At 44.4% G+C, this 24,894-nt stretch carries 21 protein-coding genes and 1 other annotated feature; of the genes, 4 read left to right on the top strand and 17 right to left on the bottom strand.

Features of this window, described 5'->3' with window-relative positions:
- Positions 1-4: 4 nt before the first annotated feature.
- From BN1691_RS09565 to hisZ, 14 genes are all read right to left on the bottom strand, one after another.
- Positions 5-1,252: a glutamate-5-semialdehyde dehydrogenase gene (locus tag BN1691_RS09565; protein WP_048602014.1), complete on the bottom strand. Its 1,248-nt coding sequence runs from the start codon at positions 1,250-1,252 to the stop codon at positions 5-7.
- A complete protein-coding gene (gene proB / locus BN1691_RS09560; protein WP_048602013.1) occupies positions 1,249-2,373 on the bottom strand; it encodes a glutamate 5-kinase in 1,125 nt (374 codons plus the stop codon). Before proB ends, BN1691_RS09565 begins: the two co-directional genes overlap by 4 nt.
- Positions 2,374-2,430: 57 nt before the next feature.
- Positions 2,431-2,654: a binding site (T-box leader), on the bottom strand.
- Between the two features lie 80 nt (positions 2,655-2,734).
- On the bottom strand, positions 2,735-3,244 hold the full coding sequence (locus BN1691_RS09555; protein WP_053083742.1) for a rhodanese-like domain-containing protein: 510 nt from the start codon (positions 3,242-3,244) through the stop codon (positions 2,735-2,737).
- A complete protein-coding gene (locus BN1691_RS09550; RefSeq protein WP_048602012.1) occupies positions 3,234-5,024 on the bottom strand; it encodes a methyl-accepting chemotaxis protein in 1,791 nt (596 codons plus the stop codon). Before BN1691_RS09550 ends, BN1691_RS09555 begins: the two co-directional genes overlap by 11 nt.
- 208 nt (positions 5,025-5,232) lie before the next feature.
- Complete coding sequence (locus tag BN1691_RS09545) at positions 5,233-5,817, bottom strand: DUF3501 family protein (protein WP_048602011.1); 585 nt, start codon at positions 5,815-5,817, stop codon at positions 5,233-5,235.
- Between the two features lie 87 nt (positions 5,818-5,904).
- Positions 5,905-6,333 carry a rubrerythrin family protein gene (locus tag BN1691_RS09540; protein WP_048602010.1) on the bottom strand — a complete coding sequence of 143 codons (429 nt, stop codon included), beginning with the start codon at positions 6,331-6,333 and terminating at the stop codon, positions 5,905-5,907.
- A gap of 116 nt (positions 6,334-6,449) precedes the next feature.
- On the bottom strand, positions 6,450-7,634 hold the full coding sequence (trpB, locus tag BN1691_RS09535) for a tryptophan synthase subunit beta (RefSeq protein WP_048602009.1): 1,185 nt from the start codon (positions 7,632-7,634) through the stop codon (positions 6,450-6,452).
- Between the two features lie 386 nt (positions 7,635-8,020).
- A complete protein-coding gene (gene hisIE, locus BN1691_RS09530) occupies positions 8,021-8,668 on the bottom strand; it encodes a bifunctional phosphoribosyl-AMP cyclohydrolase/phosphoribosyl-ATP diphosphatase HisIE (protein WP_048602008.1) in 648 nt (215 codons plus the stop codon).
- Complete coding sequence (gene hisF / locus BN1691_RS09525) at positions 8,665-9,435, bottom strand: imidazole glycerol phosphate synthase subunit HisF (protein WP_048602007.1); 771 nt, start codon at positions 9,433-9,435, stop codon at positions 8,665-8,667. Before hisF ends, hisIE begins: the two co-directional genes overlap by 4 nt.
- A 24-nt stretch (positions 9,436-9,459) precedes the next feature.
- Complete coding sequence (gene hisA / locus BN1691_RS09520) at positions 9,460-10,161, bottom strand: 1-(5-phosphoribosyl)-5-[(5-phosphoribosylamino)methylideneamino]imidazole-4-carboxamide isomerase (RefSeq protein WP_048602006.1); 702 nt, start codon at positions 10,159-10,161, stop codon at positions 9,460-9,462.
- 20 nt (positions 10,162-10,181) lie between these two features.
- Positions 10,182-10,769, bottom strand: coding sequence for an imidazoleglycerol-phosphate dehydratase HisB (gene hisB / locus BN1691_RS09515; RefSeq protein WP_048602005.1), 588 nt, complete (start codon positions 10,767-10,769; stop codon positions 10,182-10,184).
- Positions 10,770-10,813: 44 nt separating this feature from the next.
- Positions 10,814-12,094 carry a histidinol dehydrogenase gene (hisD, locus tag BN1691_RS09510; protein ID WP_053083741.1) on the bottom strand — a complete coding sequence of 427 codons (1,281 nt, stop codon included), beginning with the start codon at positions 12,092-12,094 and terminating at the stop codon, positions 10,814-10,816.
- 22 nt (positions 12,095-12,116) lie between these two features.
- The gene (gene hisG / locus BN1691_RS09505; protein ID WP_048602004.1) at positions 12,117-12,740 is read right to left on the bottom strand and encodes an ATP phosphoribosyltransferase; all 624 of its coding nucleotides are present in this window, start codon (positions 12,738-12,740) and stop codon (positions 12,117-12,119) included.
- The gene (gene hisZ, locus BN1691_RS09500) at positions 12,728-13,726 is read right to left on the bottom strand and encodes an ATP phosphoribosyltransferase regulatory subunit (RefSeq protein WP_048602003.1); all 999 of its coding nucleotides are present in this window, start codon (positions 13,724-13,726) and stop codon (positions 12,728-12,730) included. The genes hisG and hisZ overlap by 13 nt, the downstream gene beginning before the upstream one ends.
- A 388-nt stretch (positions 13,727-14,114) precedes the next feature.
- Between hisZ and BN1691_RS09495 the strand changes: the two genes are divergently transcribed.
- The gene (locus tag BN1691_RS09495) at positions 14,115-15,239 is read left to right on the top strand and encodes a type II asparaginase (RefSeq protein WP_082147108.1); all 1,125 of its coding nucleotides are present in this window, start codon (positions 14,115-14,117) and stop codon (positions 15,237-15,239) included.
- A gap of 113 nt (positions 15,240-15,352) precedes the next feature.
- Here the strand turns inward: BN1691_RS09495 and BN1691_RS09490 are convergent, their stop codons facing one another.
- On the bottom strand, positions 15,353-16,516 hold the full coding sequence (locus BN1691_RS09490; RefSeq protein WP_048602002.1) for a chromate transporter: 1,164 nt from the start codon (positions 16,514-16,516) through the stop codon (positions 15,353-15,355).
- A 12-nt stretch (positions 16,517-16,528) separates the two neighbouring features.
- Positions 16,529-17,125 (bottom strand): class I SAM-dependent methyltransferase, encoded by a 597-nt coding sequence (locus tag BN1691_RS09485; protein ID WP_048602001.1) that lies wholly within the window; start codon positions 17,123-17,125, stop codon positions 16,529-16,531.
- A 247-nt stretch (positions 17,126-17,372) separates the two neighbouring features.
- On the opposite strand from BN1691_RS09485, the gene BN1691_RS09480 reads away from it, so the two are divergent.
- From BN1691_RS09480 to thrB, 3 genes are read left to right on the top strand one after another with little or no spacing between them, the layout of a single operon-like run.
- Positions 17,373-18,686: a homoserine dehydrogenase gene (locus BN1691_RS09480; protein WP_048602000.1), complete on the top strand. Its 1,314-nt coding sequence runs from the start codon at positions 17,373-17,375 to the stop codon at positions 18,684-18,686.
- Positions 18,686-19,747, top strand: coding sequence for a threonine synthase (gene thrC / locus BN1691_RS09475; RefSeq protein WP_048601999.1), 1,062 nt, complete (start codon positions 18,686-18,688; stop codon positions 19,745-19,747). Before BN1691_RS09480 ends, thrC begins: the two co-directional genes overlap by 1 nt.
- Before the next feature lie 2 nt (positions 19,748-19,749).
- Complete coding sequence (thrB, locus tag BN1691_RS09470; RefSeq protein WP_053083740.1) at positions 19,750-20,673, top strand: homoserine kinase; 924 nt, start codon at positions 19,750-19,752, stop codon at positions 20,671-20,673.
- 36 nt (positions 20,674-20,709) lie between these two features.
- Here thrB and BN1691_RS09465 read toward each other — a convergent pair whose 3' ends face one another.
- Positions 20,710-24,870, bottom strand: a complete 4,161-nt coding sequence (locus tag BN1691_RS09465; RefSeq protein ID WP_048601998.1) for a cobaltochelatase subunit CobN — start codon at positions 24,868-24,870, stop codon at positions 20,710-20,712.
- Between the last annotated feature and the right edge of the window lie 24 nt (positions 24,871-24,894).

Here is a 24,894-nt window from a genome sequence, read left to right as displayed (position 1 = left end):
TCACCTATCCTCGAATTTGACCTGTGCCATGGATGATATATTTCGTTGATGTCAGACCTGCTAGACCAATAGGCCCTCGTACATGTAGCTTCTGTGTACTAATGCCCATCTCAGCACCATAACCAAACTGAGTACCATCGGTGAAGCGTGTAGAGGCATTATGATAGACGGCTGCTGCATCTACTTGACTCAAAAAGGTAGATGCGTTCTCTAAATTCTCGGTAATAATCGCTTCCGAATGCTTTGTCCCATAGGTATGGATATGCTTCATCGCAGTCTGAAGATTAGGGACCACCTTCAAGGCAACAGCCATGTCTAAATATTCATCTTGCCAATCCTTTTCAGAGGCAGGATACAGGTTAGGATCGATTTGACGAGTCCCTTCGTCGGCATAGATCGTAACCCCATGCTCACGTAGTGTAGTGATCAATTCCATCAGATGGGACGTTGCCCATTCCTCATGAACAAGAATTGTTTCAGCTGCGTTACAAACAGAAGGACGTTGTACCTTTGCGTTGAGGGAGATTGCACAGGCCATGCTGGGATCAGCTGATGCATCAATATAGAGGTGACAATTACCAACACCTGTTTGGATAACAGGCACGGTAGCATGGTTAACCACGGACTGAATCAAGACAGGACCACCACGGGGGATTAAGACATCCAGGTATTGATTCAGCTTCTGCATGCAAGTTGCAGCTTTTAGGCTGGTATCCTCCAATAATTGAATTGCCTCCATGGGAATCGCACTTTTTTCCAATCCATGATGGAGGACCTTAATCAGGGCTTGATTAGAATGAATGGCAGAGGATGAACCTCGTAATAAAACAGTGTTTCCTGCTTTGAGACAGAGACCTGCTGCATCCACTGTCACATTAGGGCGAGCTTCATAGATCATTCCGATTACGCCAAGTGGTACGCGAACCTTTTCAATTATTAAACCATTGGGTCGTTGGTTTCGTTCGAGAATGTCACCAATTGGATCAGGTAATTGAATCAATTCTTTTAACCCAGCGGACATGGCCTGAATTCGCGCGGGTGTTAAAGCCAGGCGATCCAGCATACTTTCAGAGATTAGATTGTTTCGTCCCGTTTGAAGGTCCTGTTGATTGGCTTCAAGAATGAAAGGCGTTTCTAAGATTAATTGCTCTGCCATTAAGGCTAAGGCTTGATTTTTCTCATCTGTGGTGGCGAAGGCAAGCTTTGGTGCAGCTTCCTTCACCTTCTTTGCTTTGTCAATTAAATCACTCATGGGATCATTTGCTCCTTTCGAATGGCTACCCAATTATCTCGATGAATCACCACGGTAATGCCTTTATGGGTGATGGTTTTTGCTTCTGTGCTTGATAAGCCTTTGATTACCTCAAGCTCTTGTGAGGAAAAATTGATCTGACCTCGACCAATCCGCTGTCCTTTTTCATTAACCACTTCCACTACATCACTAGGGAGAAATTGCCCTTCTACATGAATAATCCCGGCTGGCAGTAGACTCTTCCCATGATGGAGCAAGGCTCCTTCAGCACCAGCATCTACACAGACTACACCTTTGCTCTCAGAATAAAGGCCAATCCATTGCTTTTTATTTTTGACTGGTGCATGCTCGGAAAATCCTAGATAAGTACCATCGCCCTTCCCATCGAGAATATCCATTAGTTTATCATCACCTACTCCGGTGCCAATAAACACATTGACACCGAGGGAGAGTGCTCGCTTTGCTGCAGTAATTTTCGAGCGCATGCCACCTGTACCGACCTGTGAACCACTTCCGCCGGCAACGGCAAACAGTTCTTCCGTTACCTCAGGTAAGAAGGAATACTTCTTAGCATCAGGATTTTTGTTGGGGTTATCGTCATAGATTCCATTTATATCAGTTAAGATCATTAACAGATCTGCATGGACAAGCCCACTTACTAAGCTCGAGAGCATATCATTATCGCCAAAGGTGAGCTCTTCCACTGCGACGGAGTCATTTTCATTGATGATGGGAATCACATCCCGCTTCAATAGCTCCATCAAGGTGGAATAAGCATTTTGGTATTGCTCTTGATTCACAAAATTATCGCGGGTGAGCAGGAGCTGAGCAACGATCCGATGATGTTTACGAAAGGTCTCGGCATATCCCTGCATGAGTAAGCCTTGCCCCACTGCGGCTGCCGCTTGTTTTCCTGCAAGTGTTACCGGTCGTGAGGGATAACCGAGCTGTGTAAAGCCTGCGGCGACTGCTCCAGATGAGATCAAAATCACTTCATGACCAGCTTCCTTTAACTTGGCTAAGGCAGCCACATGCTCAGTTAGCTTTTCCATGCACAAGCCACCGTTGCTATTGGTTAAAGAGCTACTACCAATTTTTACGACGATTCGTTGTTTGCTCATAAGCATCCCTCTCTGCGAAAATTGTCGTGATGATCAAAAAAGATCCCTCCATCCTTCTAAAAGGACGGAAGAATCTTTAAATCCGCGGTACCACCTTCATTGGCAGAACAAGATAATATTGGCTCTGCCCCCTTGGCTCCCATATCGTGGGAAAACGGTTCGGTTGATCCTGAACTACTCCAGGGTGGGTTCATTTCTCCAGCGGTGGCAAAGCCTTACAGCCCACGGGCTTTGCTCTCTGAGCACTTGAAAAGATTACTATTCCCTATCACAGTATTAAAGTGTTCTATTGTTAATTATAAATTATATTCAATAACAGCGGAAGTGTCAAGAAAACGGCTAGATGTTTGGCTGTGAATAATTATTGAACGACAGGTAAATCACTCTGATACCAACCATTATTCATCCCACCTAATAAGGAGATGGCATTAAAACCAACAGTACGGAGCACGCCAATCACCTGTCCTGCACTTTGACCAGTATAACAGGTCACAATAATTTGCTTATCCTTAGGTAGTTGGTCTAAGTGTTGACCAACATCGAACCACCAGACATTGTGAGCGCCTTCAATATGCCCCTTGGCAAAATCCTCTGCTTGACGAATATCGAGGATGTAAATGGATTCGCCACTATCCTTCACCAACTTATCGAGGTCTTGAGGTGATATTAGATTACGGTTTTCTGAATTGAGTCCATCAAAATATCGCTGGGCAGCGGCCATCAATGCCTCTTCTCCCCCAGTTACCTCCGATAAGATCGCCTCCATCTCCTCTTCGGTAAGTTCCCTATTCTCCACCGTAGTATTACAACCTAGGGTGATCATCCCAAGTAGGATAATGACCAATATAAGTGGAAATCCTTTAGTTTTCATGTTCTCCCTCCTCAGCTGTTTTAAATGATGCAATGGCTGCTTTTAATTCCTCAAAGTTTTGATCCAATTGGCTAAAAACTTTGACCGTTTGGTCTGAAAGCTGTAATTGTTCCTCGGTATTTGCACGAATCTCCTCGGTAGCTGCCATATTCTCCTCGACCATCTTAACAATCGTGGTGACTGTTTGGAGAATGTCATTACTTTGTCCCCGAACCATCTCGGTTTTTGTGGAGATGTTCTTCATATTATCATCAAGATCTGAAAATTGATCAGCCATCTCTTGCATATTGAGGGAGAAGTGACTGGCTTGGTTGGTGCCTTGTTCAACCTCGATCTTGCCCTTTTGCATCAGTTTTGAGATGGTCTCTGTCTCTACTTGAATGGTCTGCAGAATCGTTGCGATCTCTTGCGTTGCTGTTTCAGACTGGCTAGAAAGCTTACGGATCTCCTCTGCCACCACAGCAAAGCCTCGTCCATGCTCGCCAGCACGAGCAGCTTCAATGGAAGCGTTTAGGGAAAGCAGATTGGTCTGCTCAACAATTTCACGGATCAAACGAAGAATGGTATTGATCTCTTGATTGCGTTGGGTAAAGGCCTGCATCTTTTCTACGGTGAGTTGGAATACCTCTTGTACCTTCTGCATCTGTTGGTTTAGTTCGGTCATCGAAGTAAGACCCGATTTTGCGATGTCATTGGAGTGATTGGTAATTGTGGATACCTCAACCACCTCGGTAGTTACCCCATTGATATTTTCGACGATATCACTGAGGTTCTGATTAATCTGAACGAGGCGATCGGTAGCTTGCTCATCACCTGCAGTTACCTGCTTAATGGCAAGAACGATATGGGTGGAAGCATTCTGTAGGTCTCGTGTATTCTCTTGCAAGGTATGTAAGGATTGATCAACGGTACCAGTGGATAGTTTTACTTGACCAGCAAGGTTTTTCATCTCCTCCACCATATGATTAAAGCCCTTGCTTAAGGTCCCTAATTCATCTGAACGCTGAATTTTTGATCGTACCAGTAAATTTCCCCGGGAAGCCTCGCCAGCAAGCTGCACCAATTCCGCGATGGGCTGTGTGAGATGACGACTGTAGAAAAAGGAGATCAATAAGCCTAAGAGAATGGCTGTAGTTGTTGCAACAATCATGGTTGTTCGTGTGAGGGAGACAACTTGGTGTAAATTATCCGAGACGCGTGAATTATCCACTTCAAATAGTTGTATCAGGTGGAAGACCACTTTATCAATCCGCGATTGAACAGTGGCCATTTGACCCTCCAAGTGTTGGATCTGAGATTCATAGAGGTAAAGATGATTGGCAAACTGTTCATCGTCTATAGATGCGTTATTTAATGACGTGACAGTTGTAGATTGGATGGAGGCTTGATAGCTTTGCCAGGTCGGTACCATCTCCACTTGAAACATCTGGTCATAGGCTGATAATTCCTTCTCCAATAAATAGAGCAATACTTGCTCAGTATTTGTTTTACCAGCACGTTCAATCTGCTCCATGTCCGCTCGGGCAAGCTCAGATGCCTCTGTAAAGCGGGAAATAGCCCTTTGATTATTCTGGTAAATCAATTGAAGCTCAGCATTATGCATTTTCTCCACCGAGGTGATTACACCGCGGATGGATGCCATATCTGCTGCCCGATCTTGAAAGGAAAGTATACTACTTGACACATCAGCAAGCCCGAATATCCCAGTTCCTGCTATTAGTAGAGCTAATAAGTTTACGACAAGAAAAGCAACTCCCAATTTTGCGCGGATCGTTCTCAAGCTAGTCACCACCCCACCGTAGTAGTTGGAATCAATATCTGCATAAGCTATTTCTACCTACTTTTACTATAACGTTTTGTCATTTGTCTTGACATAGGAATAATCCCTCATTAGATAGAAGAACCACAGGAATAAAAAGATCCTGTGGTTCTTCTTCATTTAATGTTCCTAAGGTGTTTATTTTTTATCTGGAGTGGTATTCATCCTACTACGCTTGGAGCTCTTTCTGTAAACTGAGTACGAGCTCTTTATTCAATGGATACTCGGATTGAAAGTTGGGATGCGTTACTTTAATAAAGACATTTCCTTGTTCATGAAGAAAGGCATCCTTCTGATCTGGTGTGAATGGAAACCGGAGATAGTGTACCGATTGAGTATAATGATCTTCGTCATCCTCGTCTGCACCGGGTTCATAGGATCGGATCGTATGCTCCCCAAAGGCTAGCTCAACATGGTTTTCAATGCCGACGATGGTCTTGTTAAATTCCCGTAATTCCTGTTGATTCGGAATTTCAATAAACAAGGTCATACTAAATTCATGATCTTCAGGAATCAATTCATTATACACATCAAGCATCTCTTCTAAATATGTTTCATCTTCAATCCGTTCTGCCCGGATCATCTCCATGATCTGGTACCAGATGGTGAGCTTCGTTTCGAAAAGGCCCGTCATTCGATCATTGAGCTTGGTTCTCCGGATTCTTTTCTCGTGGATCACTTCTTTTAAGAACCGATCGGCAAGCTTATCATACTCAGCTACTGGGATTAAATCTTCACGTGATATTTTTTTCACATCATCGCCTCCTTCATACTGGTCTTATACTTGAGATGAAAAAAGGCTGCAGAGCAGCCTCATTGATGATCAATTGGATTGAAATTATTATGCAAGAGAATCTAAGATTTTCTTGAATTGACTAGCATGGGCCTTTTCAGACTTAGCCATCACTTCAAACCATTCAGCGATCTCTTCAAAGCCCTCTTCGCGAGCGATTTTTGCAAAGCCAGGATACATTTCGGAGAATTCATATTCTTCGCCAGCGATGGCTGATTTTAAGTTGTTCTCTGTTGTACCTACTGGAAGATCAGTAACAGGGTCGCCTGCTCCGTGTTTTAATAATTGATCGAAGTGACCAAATGCGTGAGCTGTTTCACCTTTACTAATGCGTTCGAATACGGCAGAAACCTCTGCAAGTCCTTCCGTATCTGCTTGTTTTGCGAAATATTGATAACGACGATTGGCTTGAGATTCGCCAGCGAAGGCAGCTTTTAAGTTATCCAAAGTTTTTGTACCTTGAAGTTTGTTAGACATGGAACATTCCTCCTAAAAAGAATTATTTACTACCTAATAGTTATTATAATCTATTCATCTACAAATGACCAGTCATAAATATCATTTTGAACGAACTTATGGTAAATACCTTTTGTTTACATACGATCCTTGATGGTAAGAATATCCTTATCGCCCCGCCCTGAAAGATTGACGATGAGGGGCTTCTTTTCAGTACGAGCAATTGTAAAAGCATAGGCAAGGGCATGGGCACTCTCCAGTGCAGGTAAAATTCCTTCCAATCGATTACATAAGTGTAAAGCCTTCAATGCTTCTTCATCGGTAACAGCAACATAGCTTGCACGTCCCTCCTCCTTTAAGTAAGCATGTTCTGGTCCTACACCAGGATAGTCCAAGCCTGCAGAAATGGAGTAAGCAGGTTGGATCTGCCCTTCATCATCCTGCAATAAGTAGGTAAAAGCGCCATGAATCACGCCAGGTCGTCCTTTCGAGAGGCCTGCAGCATGCTCCGTTGTGGCAATGCCCTTCCCAGCTGCTTCTACCCCGATTAATTCCACATTATCTTGAAGAAAAGGATAGAAGATCCCCATGGCATTGCTCCCACCACCGACACAGGCGATCACCTTAGCTGGTAGGGCGCCTGTTTGTTCCAAAATCTGTTGACGTGCTTCATCACCAATGATCCTTTGAAAATTACGTACCATCAAGGGATAGGGATGGGGCCCAACAACGGATCCGATCATGTAGAAGGTATCTTCTACATGGGTCACCCAGTACTGGAATGCTTCATTGGTAGCATCCTTCAGTGTTTTGGTGCCAGTAGTTGCTGGTACCACTTCAGCACCAAGGAGCTGCATTCGAAACACATTGAGCTGCTGCCGTTCCATATCCTCTTCACCCATGAAGACTTTACAGGATAAGCCTAATAATGCTGCTACTGTTGCAGCTGCAACACCATGCTGGCCTGCTCCTGTCTCTGCGATGATTTTGTTCTTCCCCATCCGCTTAGCGAGCAGTCCTTGCCCTAAGGCGTTGTTGATCTTATGAGCCCCCGTATGATTTAGATCCTCTCGTTTTAAGAAGATCGGTGCTCCTCCAAGATAGGAGGAGAGATGCTTTGCATAGTATAGGGGGGTGGGTCGTCCAGAATAATGATGGAGTAATTGGCTTAGTTCTGCTTGAAATATTGCGTCTTGGCTGTATAAAGTGTAGGCTTCTGCTAATTCAGATAAGGCATGTTTTAGTGCTTCAGGAACATATTGGCCACCAAATTCTCCATAACGTCCATATTGATCAGGTGCTTGCAATTGATTGGTTCTCATAGTTCTCCCTCCGTGAAATTCGATTTGTTGACGAAGGAGAATATTGCAGTAAAGTAATGTAAATTCAGAGAGAGTTTGAAGGTGAAAATTATCACGAGGAGAAGCTATTGTATCTCAATTCGGGGTACCTGGAGCAAAGAAAAAAATAAAAAACCATGGCAGAGGAAGCCCTGGTTCTTCGATGGCACAGGTTTTCGCTCATCTCGTCTCAGCTCTACTCTTCTCTTCTTATCTCTTCTAAAATAAGGTTACAATGACCTCACTGTAACATTCTCGTCTCATCTAAATGAAGCTTAAACCATATCTATTCATTTCAGCAATTGAGTGATGTAATGCCTATTTTTATCTTAATATAACATCTGTGTACCGTCAACGAGTTACTTGGTCTATTCCCGCTTCTTTTCATAATGTCGTTTGGTTAATTCACGTTTTAAATCAGGGATGGAGACCCCTTCTTCTACCATTAAGACGAGAGTATGATAGATCAGATCGGAAATCTCATAGGTCAGTTCTGATCGACTATGATTCTTAGCTCCGATAATAACCTCGCTAGATTCCTCCCCAATCTTCTTACAAATCTTATCCACACCTTCTCGGAAGAGATAGTTGGTATAGGAGCCTTCCACAGGATGAGCCTTACGCTCTTGAATAAATGCAAAGAGTTGTTGAACAATGTCCCGTTCATAATCAATTTCGGCTGGGTCCGTATCAAGAAGATTAAAAAAACAACTGTATTTACCGGTATGACAAGCATTTCCATGCTGATCCACTTCAATCAAAAGCGTATCTCCATCACAATCTGCACTGATTCGCTGGACAAGCTGTACGTTGCCAGAGGTAGCTCCCTTATGCCAGAGCCCTTGGCGGGAGCGGCTAAAAAACCATGTTTGCTTGGTTTCAAGCGTCTTCCTCAGCGATTCTTGATTCATATAGGCAAGCATTAAGACCTGTCCCGATTCCCAGTCTTGAACAATGGCAGGAATTAAACCTTGCTTATCAAATTGCAGATCTACTCCAACATCGTCTAACTTCAATTCATCTTCACCCCCACTCCTTGCTCCTTTAAATAGGTTTTCAGCTTATCAATTCTGATTTTACCGTAATGAAAAACAGAGGCGGCAAGGGCTGCACTCGCCTTACTCTCTTGTAGTACTGCGAGAAAGTCTTCAGGCTTCCCTGCTCCTCCTGAAGCGATTACCGGAATCGATACCGCATCTGCTACCTGCTTCGTAATCTCAAGATCGTATCCCGACTCCTCACCATCGGTATTGATCACATTGAGCACGATCTCCCCTGCACCGAGCGCTTCTGCCTCCTTCGCCCATTCCACAACATCTTTTCCTGTATTGAACCGACCACCATTGATCGTTACGCACCAATGATCGGTTTCATCTTTAATAGCATCAATGGCGAGCACCATCACCTCTGAACCATATTGATTCACGATTTCGCTTATCAATGCAGGATTTTTCACAGCTGCGCTATTAATGGAAACCTTATCTGCACCAGCATTCAATACTCTCTGTACATCTTCGAGGGTACGGATACCACCCCCTACGGTAAAGGGAACCGTCACCTGTTCTGCTACTGCTTCCACTAGATCGATGAAGATCCCTCGATTATCTACGGTTGCTGTAATATCATATAAGACCAATTCATCAGCACCAGCATCACAATATTCTTGGGTTAACTGAAGTGGATCAGCCACATCAACGATCCGTTTAAATTGCTTTCCTTTTACAACACGGCCCTCTTTCACATCAAGACATGGAATAATTCGTTTTCTTTCTTGGTTGCTCATTCAGTCCACTTCCTTATTTCAAGATCATTCAATTACATCGGATAATGTAAGCTTGCCAGTATAGAGTGCCTTACCCACAATGGCACCATAAAGTCCCATTCGTTTCAGTTCATAAACATCATGAAAGCTGGTGATCCCACCAGAGGCGATCACATCCATTTGTACTACCTCGTCGATCTGCTTTAAGCCCTGAAGGTTGGGTCCTGCTAGCATGCCATCCTTGGCGATATCCGTATAGATGATGGTGGCTACTCCTACATCCTCCAATTGCTTTGCAAAATCAAGGGCGAGAATGGTACTCGTCTTCGTCCAGCCATTTGTTGCAACATAGCCTTCCTTTGCATCGATGGAAACTGCGATGGATTCACCAAATTCCTGAACGGCCTCTTTGACAAAAGTAGGATCAAGTAGTGCTTTTGTGCCGAGAATCACCCGTGCTGTCCCCATATGGAGCAACCGTTCGATTTGGGTCAGACTGCGAATCCCACCACCGATCTGTACAGGGATGATGGATAATTGGAGTATTTCTTTGATCACAAAGATATTTTTGGCGGTTCCGTACAAAGCGCCATCTAAATCGACCAAATGCAATGCCTTTGCGCCTTCTTCTTGCCATTTCATAGCCATTTGCACAGGGTTTCCATAGACATCCTCTTGACTGTAATCACCTTGGACAAGGCGAACACATTTTCCATTACGAATATCAATAGCTGGGAATACGATCATTTCTTCAGCTCCTTGTCAATTTAGATGAGACCTTTGGAAGATGGTAGGCTCTTTCGACCGGGTATAATTCTGGTTGCTTGAAAGAGTGCACGGCCAAAGCCCTTAAAAATCGATTCGATAATATGATGACCATTCTTTCCATATAAGAGATTGATGTGCAGCGTCACCTGGGCATGGTTGACAAAGGCGCGAAAGAACTCTTCGACTAGCTGTGTATCAAAGGTTCCTACCTTCTCAACAGGAATGCTCACATCATAATGTAAATAGGGTCGGCCACTAATATCAATGGAGAGCATGGAGAGTGTTTCATCCATGGGTGTATAAGTGGTTGCATAGCGCTGAATCCCTTTCTTATCACCGAGAGCTTCTCGAAAAGCTTGCCCGAGCACAATCCCAAGATCCTCTACGGTGTGATGGGCATCCACATGAAGATCGCCTTGACAGGTTAATTGCAAATCCATCTGTCCATGATAAATCATCAATGTTAGCATATGATCCAAAAATCCAATGCCCGTCTCGATCTGTGGTTGTTGACTTCCTTCATCTAATACGAAGTTTAAGCTGATGGATGTTTCTGCTGTCTGCCGCTCAATTTGGGCTCTTCTCATTCCCCTTCCTCCCTTAAAATAGTATGATTAGCAATGTTTTAGAATCAGAAACGAATCCGTATGGCATTGGCATGAGCCGTTAAGCCCTCTTGTTCAGCAATGCGAATAATATGCTCCTTCGCTTGAGCTAGTTCTTGCTCGTTATAGTAGATTACACTGGACTTCTTGATAAAATCATAGACACCTAAGGGTGAGGAGAACCTTGCTGTACCACCAGTGGGTAAAGTATGGTTAGGACCAGCGTAGTAATCGCCGAGAGGCTCCGGTGAATACGATCCAACAAAGACGGCCCCTGCATTATGCACCTTCGGGATCCATTGAAAAGGATCCTGTATCATCAATTCAAGATGTTCTGGTGCGATTTCATTCATCAGCGCAAAACCGCTTGCAAGATCCTTCACAACATAGATCCTTCCATGATCCTGCAATGATTGTTTGATGATCTCAACACGTTCTAATTGCACCATCTGCTCTGCTAACTCTTGCTCTACCCATTCTGCTATCGTGGTAGAAGTGGTGATTAACGTGGTCACTGCCATTTCATCATGTTCCGCTTGCGCTAAGAGGTCCGCTGCGATATAGGCAGGATTGGCACCATCATCGGCTATAATACAAACTTCACTGGGACCAGCAATCATATCAATATCTACTGCGCCAAATACCATTTTCTTTGCACGTGCTACATAGATATTACCTGGACCTACGATCTTATCCACTGGTTGAATAGTTTCAGTACCATATGCGAGAGCTGCAATGGCCTGAGCACCTCCCACCTTATATACCTCATCAACCCCAACCAGTTTGGCAGCAGCCAGTGTATATGGGTTTACCTTGCCATCCTTGCTTGGTGGTGTCACCATGACGATTCGCTTACAACCTGCTACCTTGGCAGGAATGGTATCCATCAAGACAGTGGAGGGATAAACTGCCTTTCCTCCTGGTACATAGACCCCAATCTTTTCAATAGGACGAACGAGCTGACCTAAGAGGATCCCTTCACCACGATCCAGGAGCCAAGATTGCTCGAGCTGCCGTTCGTGAAATTGAACAATATTCTTTTTCGCCGCGATAAGCGCTTCAATGAAGGCAGGATCAACTTCATTCCACGCTTGTGTAAACTCTGCCTCCGATACCCTGATGTCATTGATTTCAACTTGGTCAAACTGGGCGGTATAGCTTCGGAGCGCTTCGTCTCCCTGTTCTTGGAGATCCAAAATAATTTTCGCTACCACATGGTCAATCTTCGCATAGGCGGTTTGGTTATTCCCTTGCTTCTCCCTGGTAAGGACTTGAAGATCCTGCTCCTCAACTTGAATCCGTTTCATCCAATCTCCTCCCCCTTTCACCCTACAGCTTTGCTTGTAAATTGCTGATGAAGTGATGAATTCGTTGCGACTTGGTTTTAAAGCTCGCCTTATTTACAATGAGGCGAGCACTAAGTTGAGAAATCTCCTCTACCACTTCGAGACCATTCTCCTTTAGCGTCTGACCCGTCTCCACAATATCGACGATGACATCAGCGAGACCTGCCAGTGGAGCCAATTCTACGGAGCCATTTAATTGAACGATCTCTACGTTATACCCCTTTTGAGCATAGAAGGCTTTTGCCACCTTCGGATATTTCGTAGCGACGATTAATTTTTGTCTTTCCAGCTTACTGTTGCTAGGTATGGTTGCCACCGCGAATTTACAACGACCAAAGCCTAAATCCATCACTTCAAAAACATCTGCTTCAGCTTCCATCAAGGTATCCTTGCCAACAATCCCAAGGTCTGCTGCACCCTTCTCCACATAAATAGGGACATCAGGTGCCTTTACAAGGATGATTCTAATTTTTGCTTCCTCATCCTCAAAGATTAATTTACGACTTCCCTTTCGATATTCTGAAAAACGGATCCCGATTTTATTGAGGAGATCAATGGTTTCTTGGGCTAGTCGTCCCTTCGCCAGCGCAATGGTTATTTCATCCATCCTACAGCCTCCTTTGCCTCGACGAGATCATCGATGTTTACCCCAAAGCCTGTGGCTGGAATCTGTATACCAAACTGTTTTGTCAAATCATCATATCGTCCCCCAAGGAGGAGGGGCTTGCCATAATTGGCTACATACCCTTGGAAGATGACTCCTGTATAGTAGTTGAGATGATTAATAAGGCCGAGATCGAAGGTGATATTGGCGCCATAGCCCATTCCTACGAGGTGGTGATAGACTGTGGCCAGCTGATTTAAGGCATCTTTCATTCGCGGATTTTGGACGAGTGTCTCTGCTTTCTCTAGAACTTGCTCTGGCTTCCCATATAAAGATGGGATACTACGAATTGCTCTCTGATAATCCTCAGACAAATCAAGCTCAGCAACGAAGCGTTGTAATTCACTAAAGTTTTTCTCCTCAATACACTGTTTGATGAATTCCTGATCTTCGTCGTCTAGTGTGGTTGTTTCAATTAAGGCTTTAAAAAAATTGGCTTGCCCCAAGTCGATGGTAAAATTACTAAAACCAGACTCTTCAATGGTTTGAATGGCTAGTTTGATCACTTCCAGATCGGCATCAAGATCAGCTCTTCCGAAAAATTCAACCCCAGCCTGCGTAAACTCACGCTGGTGAAGGGCTTGCTGCTGGTCCTTATTAAAGCGAAAGATTGAGGTGATATAGGAATATTTGTTCACCGTAATTCCCTTGGAAAAGGCTGCGGCAGCCATACGGGCAATGGGAAGTGTTGCATCCGGTCGAAGCACTAAGATACGACCATCGCTATCGATGAGCTTCACCATCTGATTGGCTTGAAGTGTCCCCTTTGTATTGATAAAAAGCTCGTAATATTCGAAAGTGGGTGTTTGTACCTGGCGATAGCCAGCCCCTTGATAGAGTTGCTTGAGCAGCATACAAGCCTGCTCCTTTTTTTCAAAGGAATCCATATCAAGGTCTACAGTACCTTCGGGAATTTTGCTTTTCCACAATCTTATCAGATCCTTTACCGATACTTTAACACTTTAATATAGTGAAGTTAATGTGTATTTTATACATGCTTTTCAAAAAAGTCAACTGTTTTTTCTAAATAGAGTGAAAATGCCGTCCACATCAAGCTCTTAATTAAAACTTGAACGTTGGTTGAATAAACAGGCTCTTCATCATCTTTTAACAATGCTATTTTTTCTCACTAGGGCTAGTTCTCTTCTATTTTCAACGCAAAGCTTATTGCCAGTAAAGGTTAAATCTGTTATTAAAACTAGTCTGAAAACATCACGTCATAATGTGATTATATTCACATTAAAGAAAAGGTTGCGATCACAATTCCTTGTTACAATAAAAGGGTAGCATATTCAGTCATCCAAGGGGGTTAAGCACATGCAACGCCGTATACGTTATTCGGTCGTGATGATCATGTTGGTATGTATGTTGATTTTTGCCCTACAAGGTACAGGTATTGCTTCTACCGTAGCCAATGCTGCTTCTGACCAAGCGACAAAAGCAACGGTTGCCAAGGATGTGAAGCCAAACATTGTGATTTTGGCGACTGGTGGAACCATTGCTGGAACTGCATCATCAGCTACGCAAACATCGGGCTATAAAGCCGGTGCACTAGGAATTGATATCCTCATCGATGCAGTGCCACAAATGAAGGAAATCGCCAATATTACTGGCGAACAAGTATGTAAGATTGCAAGTCCTTCCATGAACGATGAAATCTGGCTCGAGCTAGCAAAGCGTGTTAATGAAGTGCTAGCTCAACCTGATGTAGATGGTGTCGTCATTACGCACGGAACAGATACATTAGAAGAAACGGCCTACTTCCTCAATCTTGTTGTGAAAAGTGATAAACCTGTTATCCTCGTTGGTGCGATGCGCCCTGCTACTGCAATGAGTGCCGATGGGCCAATGAATATTTATAATGCTGTAAAAGTAGCATCCGATCCCCAATCCAAGGGCATGGGTGTCATGATCTGTATGAATGATACAATTAACAGTGCTCGTGATGTGACGAAGACCAACACTGCCAATGTAAGCACCTTCAAGTCACCAGAGTTAGGGGCATTAGGCTATATCCAAAACGGTAAGGTCTACTACTATAAAGCACCTCTTAAAAAACATACGAAAGATACCGAATTTGATGTTTCCAATCTAACGGAGCTACCCCGTGTTGAAATCGTCTATAGCCATGTGAACGATAGTCGCCTCTTCCCTGATGCTGCCGTGAAGGCTGGGGCAAAAGGAATTGTCCATGCTGGCTCAGGTAATGGTAGTATCTATCCTGAAACCCTAGAAGGATTACGTGACGCTGCAAAAGAAGGTGTCGTAATCGTTCGTTCTGCCCGTGTTCCTAATGGAGTCGTTACGGAATCTATCTATGGTGATGAGCCATTCATTACCAGCGATAATCTCAATCCACAAAAAGCTCGCATTCTACTACAATTAGCTTTAACAAAAACCGATGACATCAAAGAAATTCAACGGATGTTTAATACTTATTAAAAAAATAAAATAGCTAGACTGATATGCTACGGTTACAGCTTCCATCTTTCTAGAAAAAAAGGCTTATTCCCTGCCATACCGCAGTGAATAAGCCTTTTATCTATCCAGACAATCTAAATCAATATGGTTCCGGCCAAAGCTCCTGTTACCACAATGGTCCAAGGTGGCAGCTTCCAGAATGCTAGCATTCCATAGAGGATCGTCACGATTACAAAATCCCATGGGGAAAAAATGGCGCTGGTCCAGATCGGATGATAGAATGCAGCGATTAGAATCCCAATCACAGCCGCATTAATCCCCATTAATGCACAGCGGACAGGGGCTCGTTTACGTAATTGATCCCAAAATGGTAGCATCCCAATTACCAATAGAAAGGCTGGTAAAAAGATGGCTACTGTAGCTAGTAAGGCTCCTCCCCATCCATTGATAATCGTTCCAAGATAAGCAGCAAATGTAAATAATGGGCCAGGAACAGCTTGCGTTGCAGCATAGCCAGCCAGAAAAGTTTCCTCACTGACCCAGCCTGTGGGAACTATCTCCGCCTGTAAGAGTGGTAGAACCACATGTCCCCCACCAAAAACCAGTGCACCTGCACGATAAAAGCTATCAAAAAGGGCAATCCCCTGATGGAGATCACGAAGCCAAGGAAGGATGAGGAGCAGGCTAAAGAAGAGCAATAAGGAGATGATAGCTATGGTGGGATGAATGGGAGTAGGGATCACAGCAGACTCATGCTTCATCTCAGCTTGCTCTTTCTTAAATAGAAGAAGACCGATGAGCCCTGCTACGATGATGATACTGATCTGAGTAATTGATGAGGGCCAGAGTAAGGCTACTGCAAGGGCGAGGATGACAATGGTTGCTCGACCTCGATCAGGTGCCAACTTCTGCCCCATTCCGATAATGGCATGGGCAACAATAGCTACTGCCACAAGCTTTAATCCATGAATCCAACCAACATCACCAAGGGCATCGCCTTGTAAAAACAGGGCAAAAAGGATAAGGGCGAGTACAGAAGGAAGTGTAAAGCCGATCCAGGCTACTACACCACCTACTAACCCAGCGCGCATTGTGCCAATGCCGATCCCCACCTGACTGCTGGCTGGTCCAGGCAAAAACTGACAAAGAGCTACAAGGTCCGCATAGCTCTGATCATCTAACCATTTTCGCCTTCGTACATATTCATGATGAAAATACCCGAGATGAGCAACAGGTCCGCCAAAAGAGGTGAGTCCTAATTTAAGCGACACCCAGAAAACTTCAAACAATCTTTTCAACCTGTTACCCTCCTATTTAACGCCGTAGAATTGGATCACATGGGAGGTTCCTTGATGTAGTTTGCCTTCTGCTCGTTCCACCTCACCCATAAAGAAATGTTTGATATTCCATGTTCGGAAGACACTAATAAAATCTTCAGGACGGTAGAGCATCTGTTCAACAGGTGGTCCACCAGTTTTATATTTTAACTGGTCCACCGAATAGACTTCACAGAGAAAGCTTCCTCCTGGCTTAACCGCTTGCTCTATGGAGAGTAATGTTTTCAAGCGGAGAGCCGGTTCAAAATGACCAAATACACAGACCACATGGTCATAGGACTTTTCTTCCCAGGGAGCATGTGCAAGATCAACACAGGAGGTGGATACGTGGACACCCTTCTCTACTGCCAATCGTTCTGCTTTCTTAAGTCCTTCCTCAGAATAATCCCACATGGTGACTTCATGACCTAATGTGGCTAGATAAACCGCATTTCTTCCCTCGCCTTCAGCGATGGCTAGAACTTTACCAGCTTGCAGTTGAGGGGCTATCTCTTGAATAAAATGATTCGGCTCTTTACCATAGACAAATTCTTCTTCACCAAATCGTTGATTCCAATGCTCTTTAGACATTTACATCATCACCTACTTCTTTAAACTAGTTCTATCTATTTTGAGATCAGATTTGCTAATCTATGAATCTTGAATTGATCACATTCATTTCGTAGACATTATACCTAATGCTTATGGAAAAAGAAAACTTGAAGACCATAAACCAATTGAACTTTGCATTTTTTAGAAAACTTGTCACTTTTAATCGTTGCATGAGTACCTTTAAATCACTATACTTTCTATAATATATATAAATATTCATATTATTATGAAAGGAGTGCTTATCTTGGATTGCATTTCTGTTGGATTATTAGGACTAGGCACCGTTGGGACTGGCGTCATCCGGATCATTGAAAATCATCAAGAACAGCTTAGTCATCAAATTGGTTGTCCGATTATTGTCAAAAAGGTCCTAGTACAGAATGTACATAAAGAGCGGGCCATTAAGATCGACCCTTCTGTTCTTACAACAGATCCCAATGATATTATTAACAACCCAGAGATCGATGTGGTTATTGAAGTGATCGGTGGTGTGGAGCCTACCAAGGAGTGGCTCATCCAAGCCTTGCGTAACAAAAAGCATATTGTTACTGCCAATAAGGATTTACTCGCATTGCATGGCCCAGAGTTGCTTAAGATCGCCAAAGCTAATGGCTGCGACCTCTTCTATGAGGCTAGTGTTGCTGGTGGTATTCCTTTGCTACGAACCCTAGCTGAAGGGCTAGCTTCGGACCGAATTACCCGCATGATGGGTATTGTGAATGGTACCACCAACTATATTCTCACCAAAATGAGTAAGGGAGGTACCAGCTATGAGGTAGCCTTACAGGAGGCACAAGCGAAAGGCTTCGCTGAAGCTGACCCCACTGCAGATGTGGAAGGTTTGGACGCAGCCCGAAAGATGGCTATTCTAGCTGGACTTGGCTTTTCCACGCAGATCGAACTTGCCGATGTGAAGGTGAAGGGTATTACTTCGGTTACAGAATCTGATATTGAATATGCCAAGCAATTTGGCTATACCATTAAACTGATTGGTATCGCCGATCGAAAAAATGAAAAAATAGAAGTGAGTGTAGAACCTGTCCTGCTACCTCTCTCCCACCCGCTATCCTCTGTAAATGATGAATACAACGCTGTCTTTGTTTATGGTGAAGCGGTTGGTAAGACCATGTTCTTCGGTCCAGGTGCAGGTAGTCTGCCAACGGCCACTTCTGTGGTCAGTGATCTTGTTGCAGTGATGAAAAATATGCGGCTAGGTGTGAATGGTACCCATCTTTTCTCCCCGCAATATGAAAAGTGTTTGAAGCGAGATGAGGAGATTATTCTCCGTTACTTCATTCGTTTACTGATAAAGGATGAGGTAGGTTCCTTTGCACAAATCGCAACGGAGTTTGCCAATCATGGTATCAGCTTAAAGCGCATACTTCAACACCCTATTCATCCGCGAGAGACAGCAGAGATCGTAGTTACCACACATCGGTCTAGCCTTGCGAACTTTGAAAAGGTATTCCACCGCTTAGAAAGCCTTGGAACGATTCAAACCATTAAAAGCATCTATCGTATCGAAGGAGAGGATGAATAATGAGTAGACGTTGGAATGGGTTGCTTGCTGAATATGGAGATTATCTTCCGCTGACGAAGGAGACACCGCTCTTAACCTTGAACGAAGGGAATACACCACTGATTTACCTAGAAAATATCTCGAAACAATGGGGTATCCAATTATATGTGAAGTATGAAGGTGCAAATCCCACAGGCTCCTTTAAGGACCGAGGAATGGTTCTCGCAGTTGCCAAGGCGAAAGAGGCTGGGAGTAATGCGGTGATCTGTGCATCAACGGGTAATACCTCTGCCGCTGCAGCGGCCTACGCAGCACGTGCAGGTATGCGCGCCTTTATTGTAATTCCTGATGGCAAAATCGCTCTGGGTAAGCTAGCCCAAGCTGCGATGTATGGTGCTGAGATCATTGCCATCGATGGTAACTTTGATGAAGCGTTGAAGATTGTTCGGATCCTTAGCGAACAAGAGCCTGTTACATTGGTCAATTCCGTCAACCCCTTCCGAATCGAGGGACAAAAGACCGCGGCCTTCGAAATCTGCGATCAATTGGGACAAGCCCCTGATATCCTCGCCATCCCTGTAGGTAATGCAGGTAATATCACCGCTTACTGGAAGGGCTTTAAGGAGTATCATGAGCGGAAAGGCTTTACCCTACCAGAGATGCGAGGATTTGAAGCGGCAGGTGCTGCCGCAATTACCCATAACCGTGTCTTTGAAGAACCAGAAACCATTGCCACCGCCATCCGCATCGGAAACCCTGCAAGCTGGAAGTACGCTGTAGAGGCTGCCTCGGAGTCCAAGGGGAAGATTGATGAAGTGACCGATGATGAGATTCTCGCCGCCTATACCCTATTAGCTCGAAGTGAAGGGATCTTTGCTGAGCCTGCTTCCGCTGCCAGTGTTGCAGGTGTACGGAAACAATTGCAATCAGGCGAGATCAAGGAAGGCGCTACTGTGGTTGCTGTTTTAACTGGAAATGGCTTAAAGGATCCCAATACCGCCATCGATGTGGCCTCTGTCGTCCCTCATCAATTACCTAGTGATCTTAAAGCAGTACGTGCCTTCTTAGAAGGAGTGTTATAGATATGGTCAAGGATGCAGATCATCTCATCGATCCACCCCCATTCATGATCAAAGTTCCTGCTAGTACTGCTAATCTCGGTCCTGGCTTTGACTCTGTTGGGATGGCCCTCTCCCTCTATCTGACATTGGAGGTCAATAAGGCGGATCATTGGTATGTGGAAGCATTGACACCAGCATTGAGCATCTATCCCAATGACGAGACCCATTGGATTGTGCAGATTGCCTGTGATGTGGCCAAGAAGTATGGCGTTAAAATATCTCCTGCTCATCTTCGCGTTCAGAGTGAAATTCCCCTTGCACGGGGATTAGGGAGTAGTGCAGCTGCCATTGTTGCAGGTGTAGAGCTAGCCAATCAGCTGGGTAATTTACACTTAAGTAAGCGTGAAATCCTCAGTGCATCATTACATTGGGAGAATCATCCGGATAATCTTGCCCCTGCCATCTTTGGCGGTGTTATCATTACCGCAACAGGAGATGGTCAAATTTATTATCAACAAGGGATGATATCTGACGTAGATATTGTCGTATTTATCCCAGATTATGAATTAAAAACCGCAGATGCCCGTGCTGTGCTTCCTCCCTGCCTAACCTATAGTGTTGCCGTGAAGGCTAGCTCCTATGGAAATGTACTCTCCGCTGCCTTAATGAATGGAGATTGGGAGGTTGTAGGTGAGATGATGGAGCGTGACCTCTATCATCATCCCTATCGGAAGCCACTGTTACCACACTTCACAGCGTTTGAAGGCATTGCAAAAGAGTATGATGCATTTGGCTGTGCTATCAGTGGAGCAGGTCCAACAACTCTCGCCTTCCTACCTCAAGGAAAAGGCGAAGCCTGCTGTAAGGAGATGAATCAAGCCTTGGAGCATGGCGTTGCCCGTGTCCTGACCATGGATCGTCAGGGTTCTCAATCTATCATACTGTAAAAGGAAAAGGTCGAGATTGCTCGACCTTTTTTTGAATCAATGCTTTACATCGATCTCTTCACGTTTTTTCTTACGATATCCCATGAATACGACGATGAGAACAAAAGAGATTAAGGTAGCGAAGGCGAACCAAGACATAGAATCGATTAAATTGGACTTCTCCTTCTCTGCTATGGAAAAAGCCTTGCGCTGTTCGGCCTCTTTCTTTACTTCCACTGGTTCTACACGATTTTCTGGGATCTTGTCTTCTTTCTCCTCTGGAGCAACGGGATCCTTCGTTATTTGTTCTTCTGTTGTTCCTTTCATTGTCACCGGTTGAGGCATCACCAGCGCTGCTTGGGGAGCTGGAGCATATTTCTTGAGATGGTCGGTAAAGACTTGGCTATGTGCCAGTGAAGTTCCTGATGATCCAACACGTTCAATGAGTTTGTTATAACGATCAGCAATATCCTTGGACACTTCATCATTGGCATTCCAATATCCCTTACGAACTGCTTCAAGCATATGCTCCATCATGACCTGATAAGCGTAAGGATTTTGTTCTTCAAACCATTGCTTAATTCCTAGCTCATACTTGTCCTCAAGGTAAATGTCACGATATTCCTCCCAGAGTGTTTCGGATACCATGGTTGGCTCCATCACCTGCCAGCCCCAGAAGTATTGCAGTGCTTCCGTCATTTCGCTAGCGCCAGAATATCCCTCCTCCATCTGCCCTTCAATCCATTTCGGGTTAAACTGTCGTGATCGTAATTCCTGACGGAAAAAGCTATCCGCCTTCTGCATTTTTGCTTGGCGCGGATCACGAATGTTGGTAATCCATAGCTCAGGTGACTTGCCATCTAGTTCACGAATAGCAATGGCTAATCCACCAAGATATTCAAAAGGATGACTCGTACTAAGTACGCCGCGAAGATTACTAGAGCGAGCAAGAATTGCAGCATCCGTACCACGGAGAACCTCTTTAAAAAGATCAACATGATGTTCTGACCAGATTTCTTCACCATAAAGATAGCCATGATTTTGAAAATAGACAGATGTTAAGTCACTCTCATCTTCCCATTTGTGACTCGCGATGGTTAAATCATCGAGCCCCGTTCCATAACCACCACTCTCCATGGAGAAGATGCGACTCGTCGCTAGTAAATGCAGACGTTCTTCATCGTTTATTCCCTGACTCTGTAGGTATGTTCTTAATTTTTCTGTTCCTGCTCGGACATAATTGTCGGGCTCATCTTGCTCTGATGCTAGCTGCACACCTTGATGAAGTAGGGTTAGAAGATTAGGAAAGAGATCTCGGAAAATCCCTGTAGCTGAAATCGCCACATCGATCCGTGGTCGCCCCAGTTCCTCTTGAGGAATAGGAACAACGCCAGTCACACTCCCTCCCCGTTCATCTCGCCATTGTGGTTGAAGCCCCATTAAATAGAGGACCTGCGCTTCTGCTACCCCATGCTGGCGCATGGTTTCTACGCCCCAGAGTGTAATCGCCACCTTCTCAGGATAATGGCCATGTTCTTCAACGTACTGTTCTAAGAATTGATCGGTTAGCTTTTTTCCTACCTCCCAGGCTACAGGTGTAGGAATGGTTGTAGGGTCTACTGAGATCATATTATGTCCTGTGGGCAAAATTGTTGGTGAACGAAGGGGATCGCCACCTACCCGTGGGATAACAAAGTGACCAGCTAAGCCCTGCATTAACGTGTCCATCTCTTGATTGATAATAAGCATTGAATAGAATTCCTTAGCCAATTCTAATTGCTTTTTCAATTCTTCATCTTGTTGTCCAAACCACTGTTCCATAATGATTTCAGGTGAGAGCTCCTTGAGGAGATGTGCTTCGAGTACCGCTTTTTCCGCTGTAATAATGGCGTGCTCCCGTTCTCCACTAGCTGATGGCATGCGCTGGGGCTCACGCTGCCATAAGGCTTGGAGTAGCTCTTCAACCTTCTTCTGATACGTTTTACCTAACATCGCTTGAGCCATCCCAAGAGCTAATGCTGATTCCATCCCTTCACCAAAGGTGTGTAAGCCATAAGGAACATTCTGTACAGCCAAATCTTCTAAATAGTCGTGTAGACCTTCAAGAAATTGTGGAAATGGCTCCGCTGAAATACCCATTAGCTCTAGGTCCTCCATCAATCCCAGTTCTTTCACTTTAGCTAGAATTTTATCTTGATAGCCTTGTTGCAGCGTCTCCAATTCATGACTATCTTGATAGCCATGATACAATTGGTGCAATTCTGCTAAGTCACCATAGAGCTCACCAGCAATCATCGGAGGGATCATATGGGTTACTATAGTAGCACTGCCTCGCCGCTTGGCAATGGTGGCTTCAGCGATATTGTCCATAATGTATGGATAGAGTACTGGTAGATCCTGTACCAATAGCATGGGCCAATCGTCTGCAGAAAGACCTCTTTCTTTTCCAGGCAACAGTTCTTGTGTTCCATGTGTACCAAAATGAATGAGGGCATCTGCTTTGTACTCTTTCTTCAGCCAGAAATAGAAGGCGATGTATTGATGGCTAGGAGGTGTCAATCGACTATGCTGTTGATTCATCTCTTCTGTTCCTGCACTACGATTGGGTTGAGGTGCTAGGAGCACTTGACCTATTTGAATGACGGGTAAGACAATGTATTGTTTCCCTTGGTATTGGTAGACCATCCATTCGCCAGGTGGTGGACCATACGCCGCAATCACTTCTTCCTGTCGTTCCTTTGGCAATTGGGCAAACCATTCCTCATATACTTCCACAGGGAGAAGGGTGGCATAGCCCTGATCCACAAGCTCTTTTAATGCCATCTCTCCTTCCCATGACCCTACATTTCGCCCGACCTTTCGTAAAACGGGCTCCAACTGCTCAATGCGAAGTGCTGATGTATCAAAGCCCTGTTCGGTAAGCGCTTTTAAAGTTTGAACCAAGCTCTCATGAACATTAAGATTACTTGCTGTGGCAATATCATGCTTTCCAGGTGGATTATTATAATAAATGATGGCGATTTTTTTATCAGCAGCAGTGGTTCGCTGCAAGTTCGCCCAATTCATCACCTTATTGCTAAACAGATCCACTTGCTCAGGCAAGGGCGTATAAATGAGGTCACCGCTGCGATTCTTCTCCCTTGCCATGACTACCACGGGGTCAATGGAGCCCCTCAGCTCAGTTTGTACGAACATCGAATGCAAGGAACTCTGAGGAATTCCCTCTGTGCTCTCCTTCCATTCATCCACAAGATAAGTGGTGGTTGCAGCATGAAGCAGAGGCACATTTAATAAGGCCAAGTGCTTTACCCGTTCCTCATGGGGAGATGGGCCGCTGAAATAGATGAAATTGACGAGTGCATCAATGATGACTTCCCCGTCTTCTGTTCCCCCCTCCTTGAAGAAATTTAATTCAGGGTAGATATTGGCTGGTTGACGCTTTTGGCTATCCATAAGATAAACAGGGATGACATTGGCTCCCCTGGCTTCTAAACTTTCAATAATTGCATTCACCGGGCGTAGCTCATCTTTTACATACCATGCTTTATAGAATTTCATGCCGAACAAAGGCTTATTTGGGTCATAACCATGATTTTGATACCATTCAAAATATGCCTCAAGGGTGGCAAAGATCTCCTCCGATTTCGGATGATAGATTCCAATAAGGGGGATTTCATCCACTGGCTCTACCACAACCTGCTCATAATCGTAAAAATGATGAAGAATATAATTAAACATCCGTTTATAATTGACCTTGCCACCATGGGCCCAATATTCAAATAATTGAGGATGCCCCTTCATGGGAGAAGAAGAGAAACGATTCTCTTGGGAATGACTGATAAAAAGTACAGTACCGCCCTGCTTTTTAAATGCTTCGATTGCGGTATAGTAGGGTTCTATACTCTCAGTGGATTGTCCATGGGTAGAAATTAGCATGAGCTGATGAGTGCTTAGCTGCTGCTGAAGCTCGTCCACTGTTATTTCACTTGAAGCGTAGAAGGTTAATGAGATAGGAATAGCACTTTGTTTAGCAGCCTCTTGCAAAACCTCCTCATACCCATTTTGCTGGATTAAAACCAATGCATTTAGCTTCTCTTCCTTCTGAGCAGGAGCAGCAATCGCCTTCACCGTAGATAAATGAATAAGCAGATTGGATAATATCATGACCAATGCGAGACCGATCATTGTAAACTTTTTAAGCGAAGCTTGATATTGCATCTAGCTATAACCTCCTCCATGACC

Origin of the sequence: Rubeoparvulum massiliense, from assembly GCF_001049895.1 — a bacterium.
Classification (GTDB): Bacteria; Bacillota; Bacilli; order Rubeoparvulales; family Rubeoparvulaceae; genus Rubeoparvulum; species Rubeoparvulum massiliense.
This window is presented reverse-complemented; position numbering and strand designations above follow the sequence as displayed.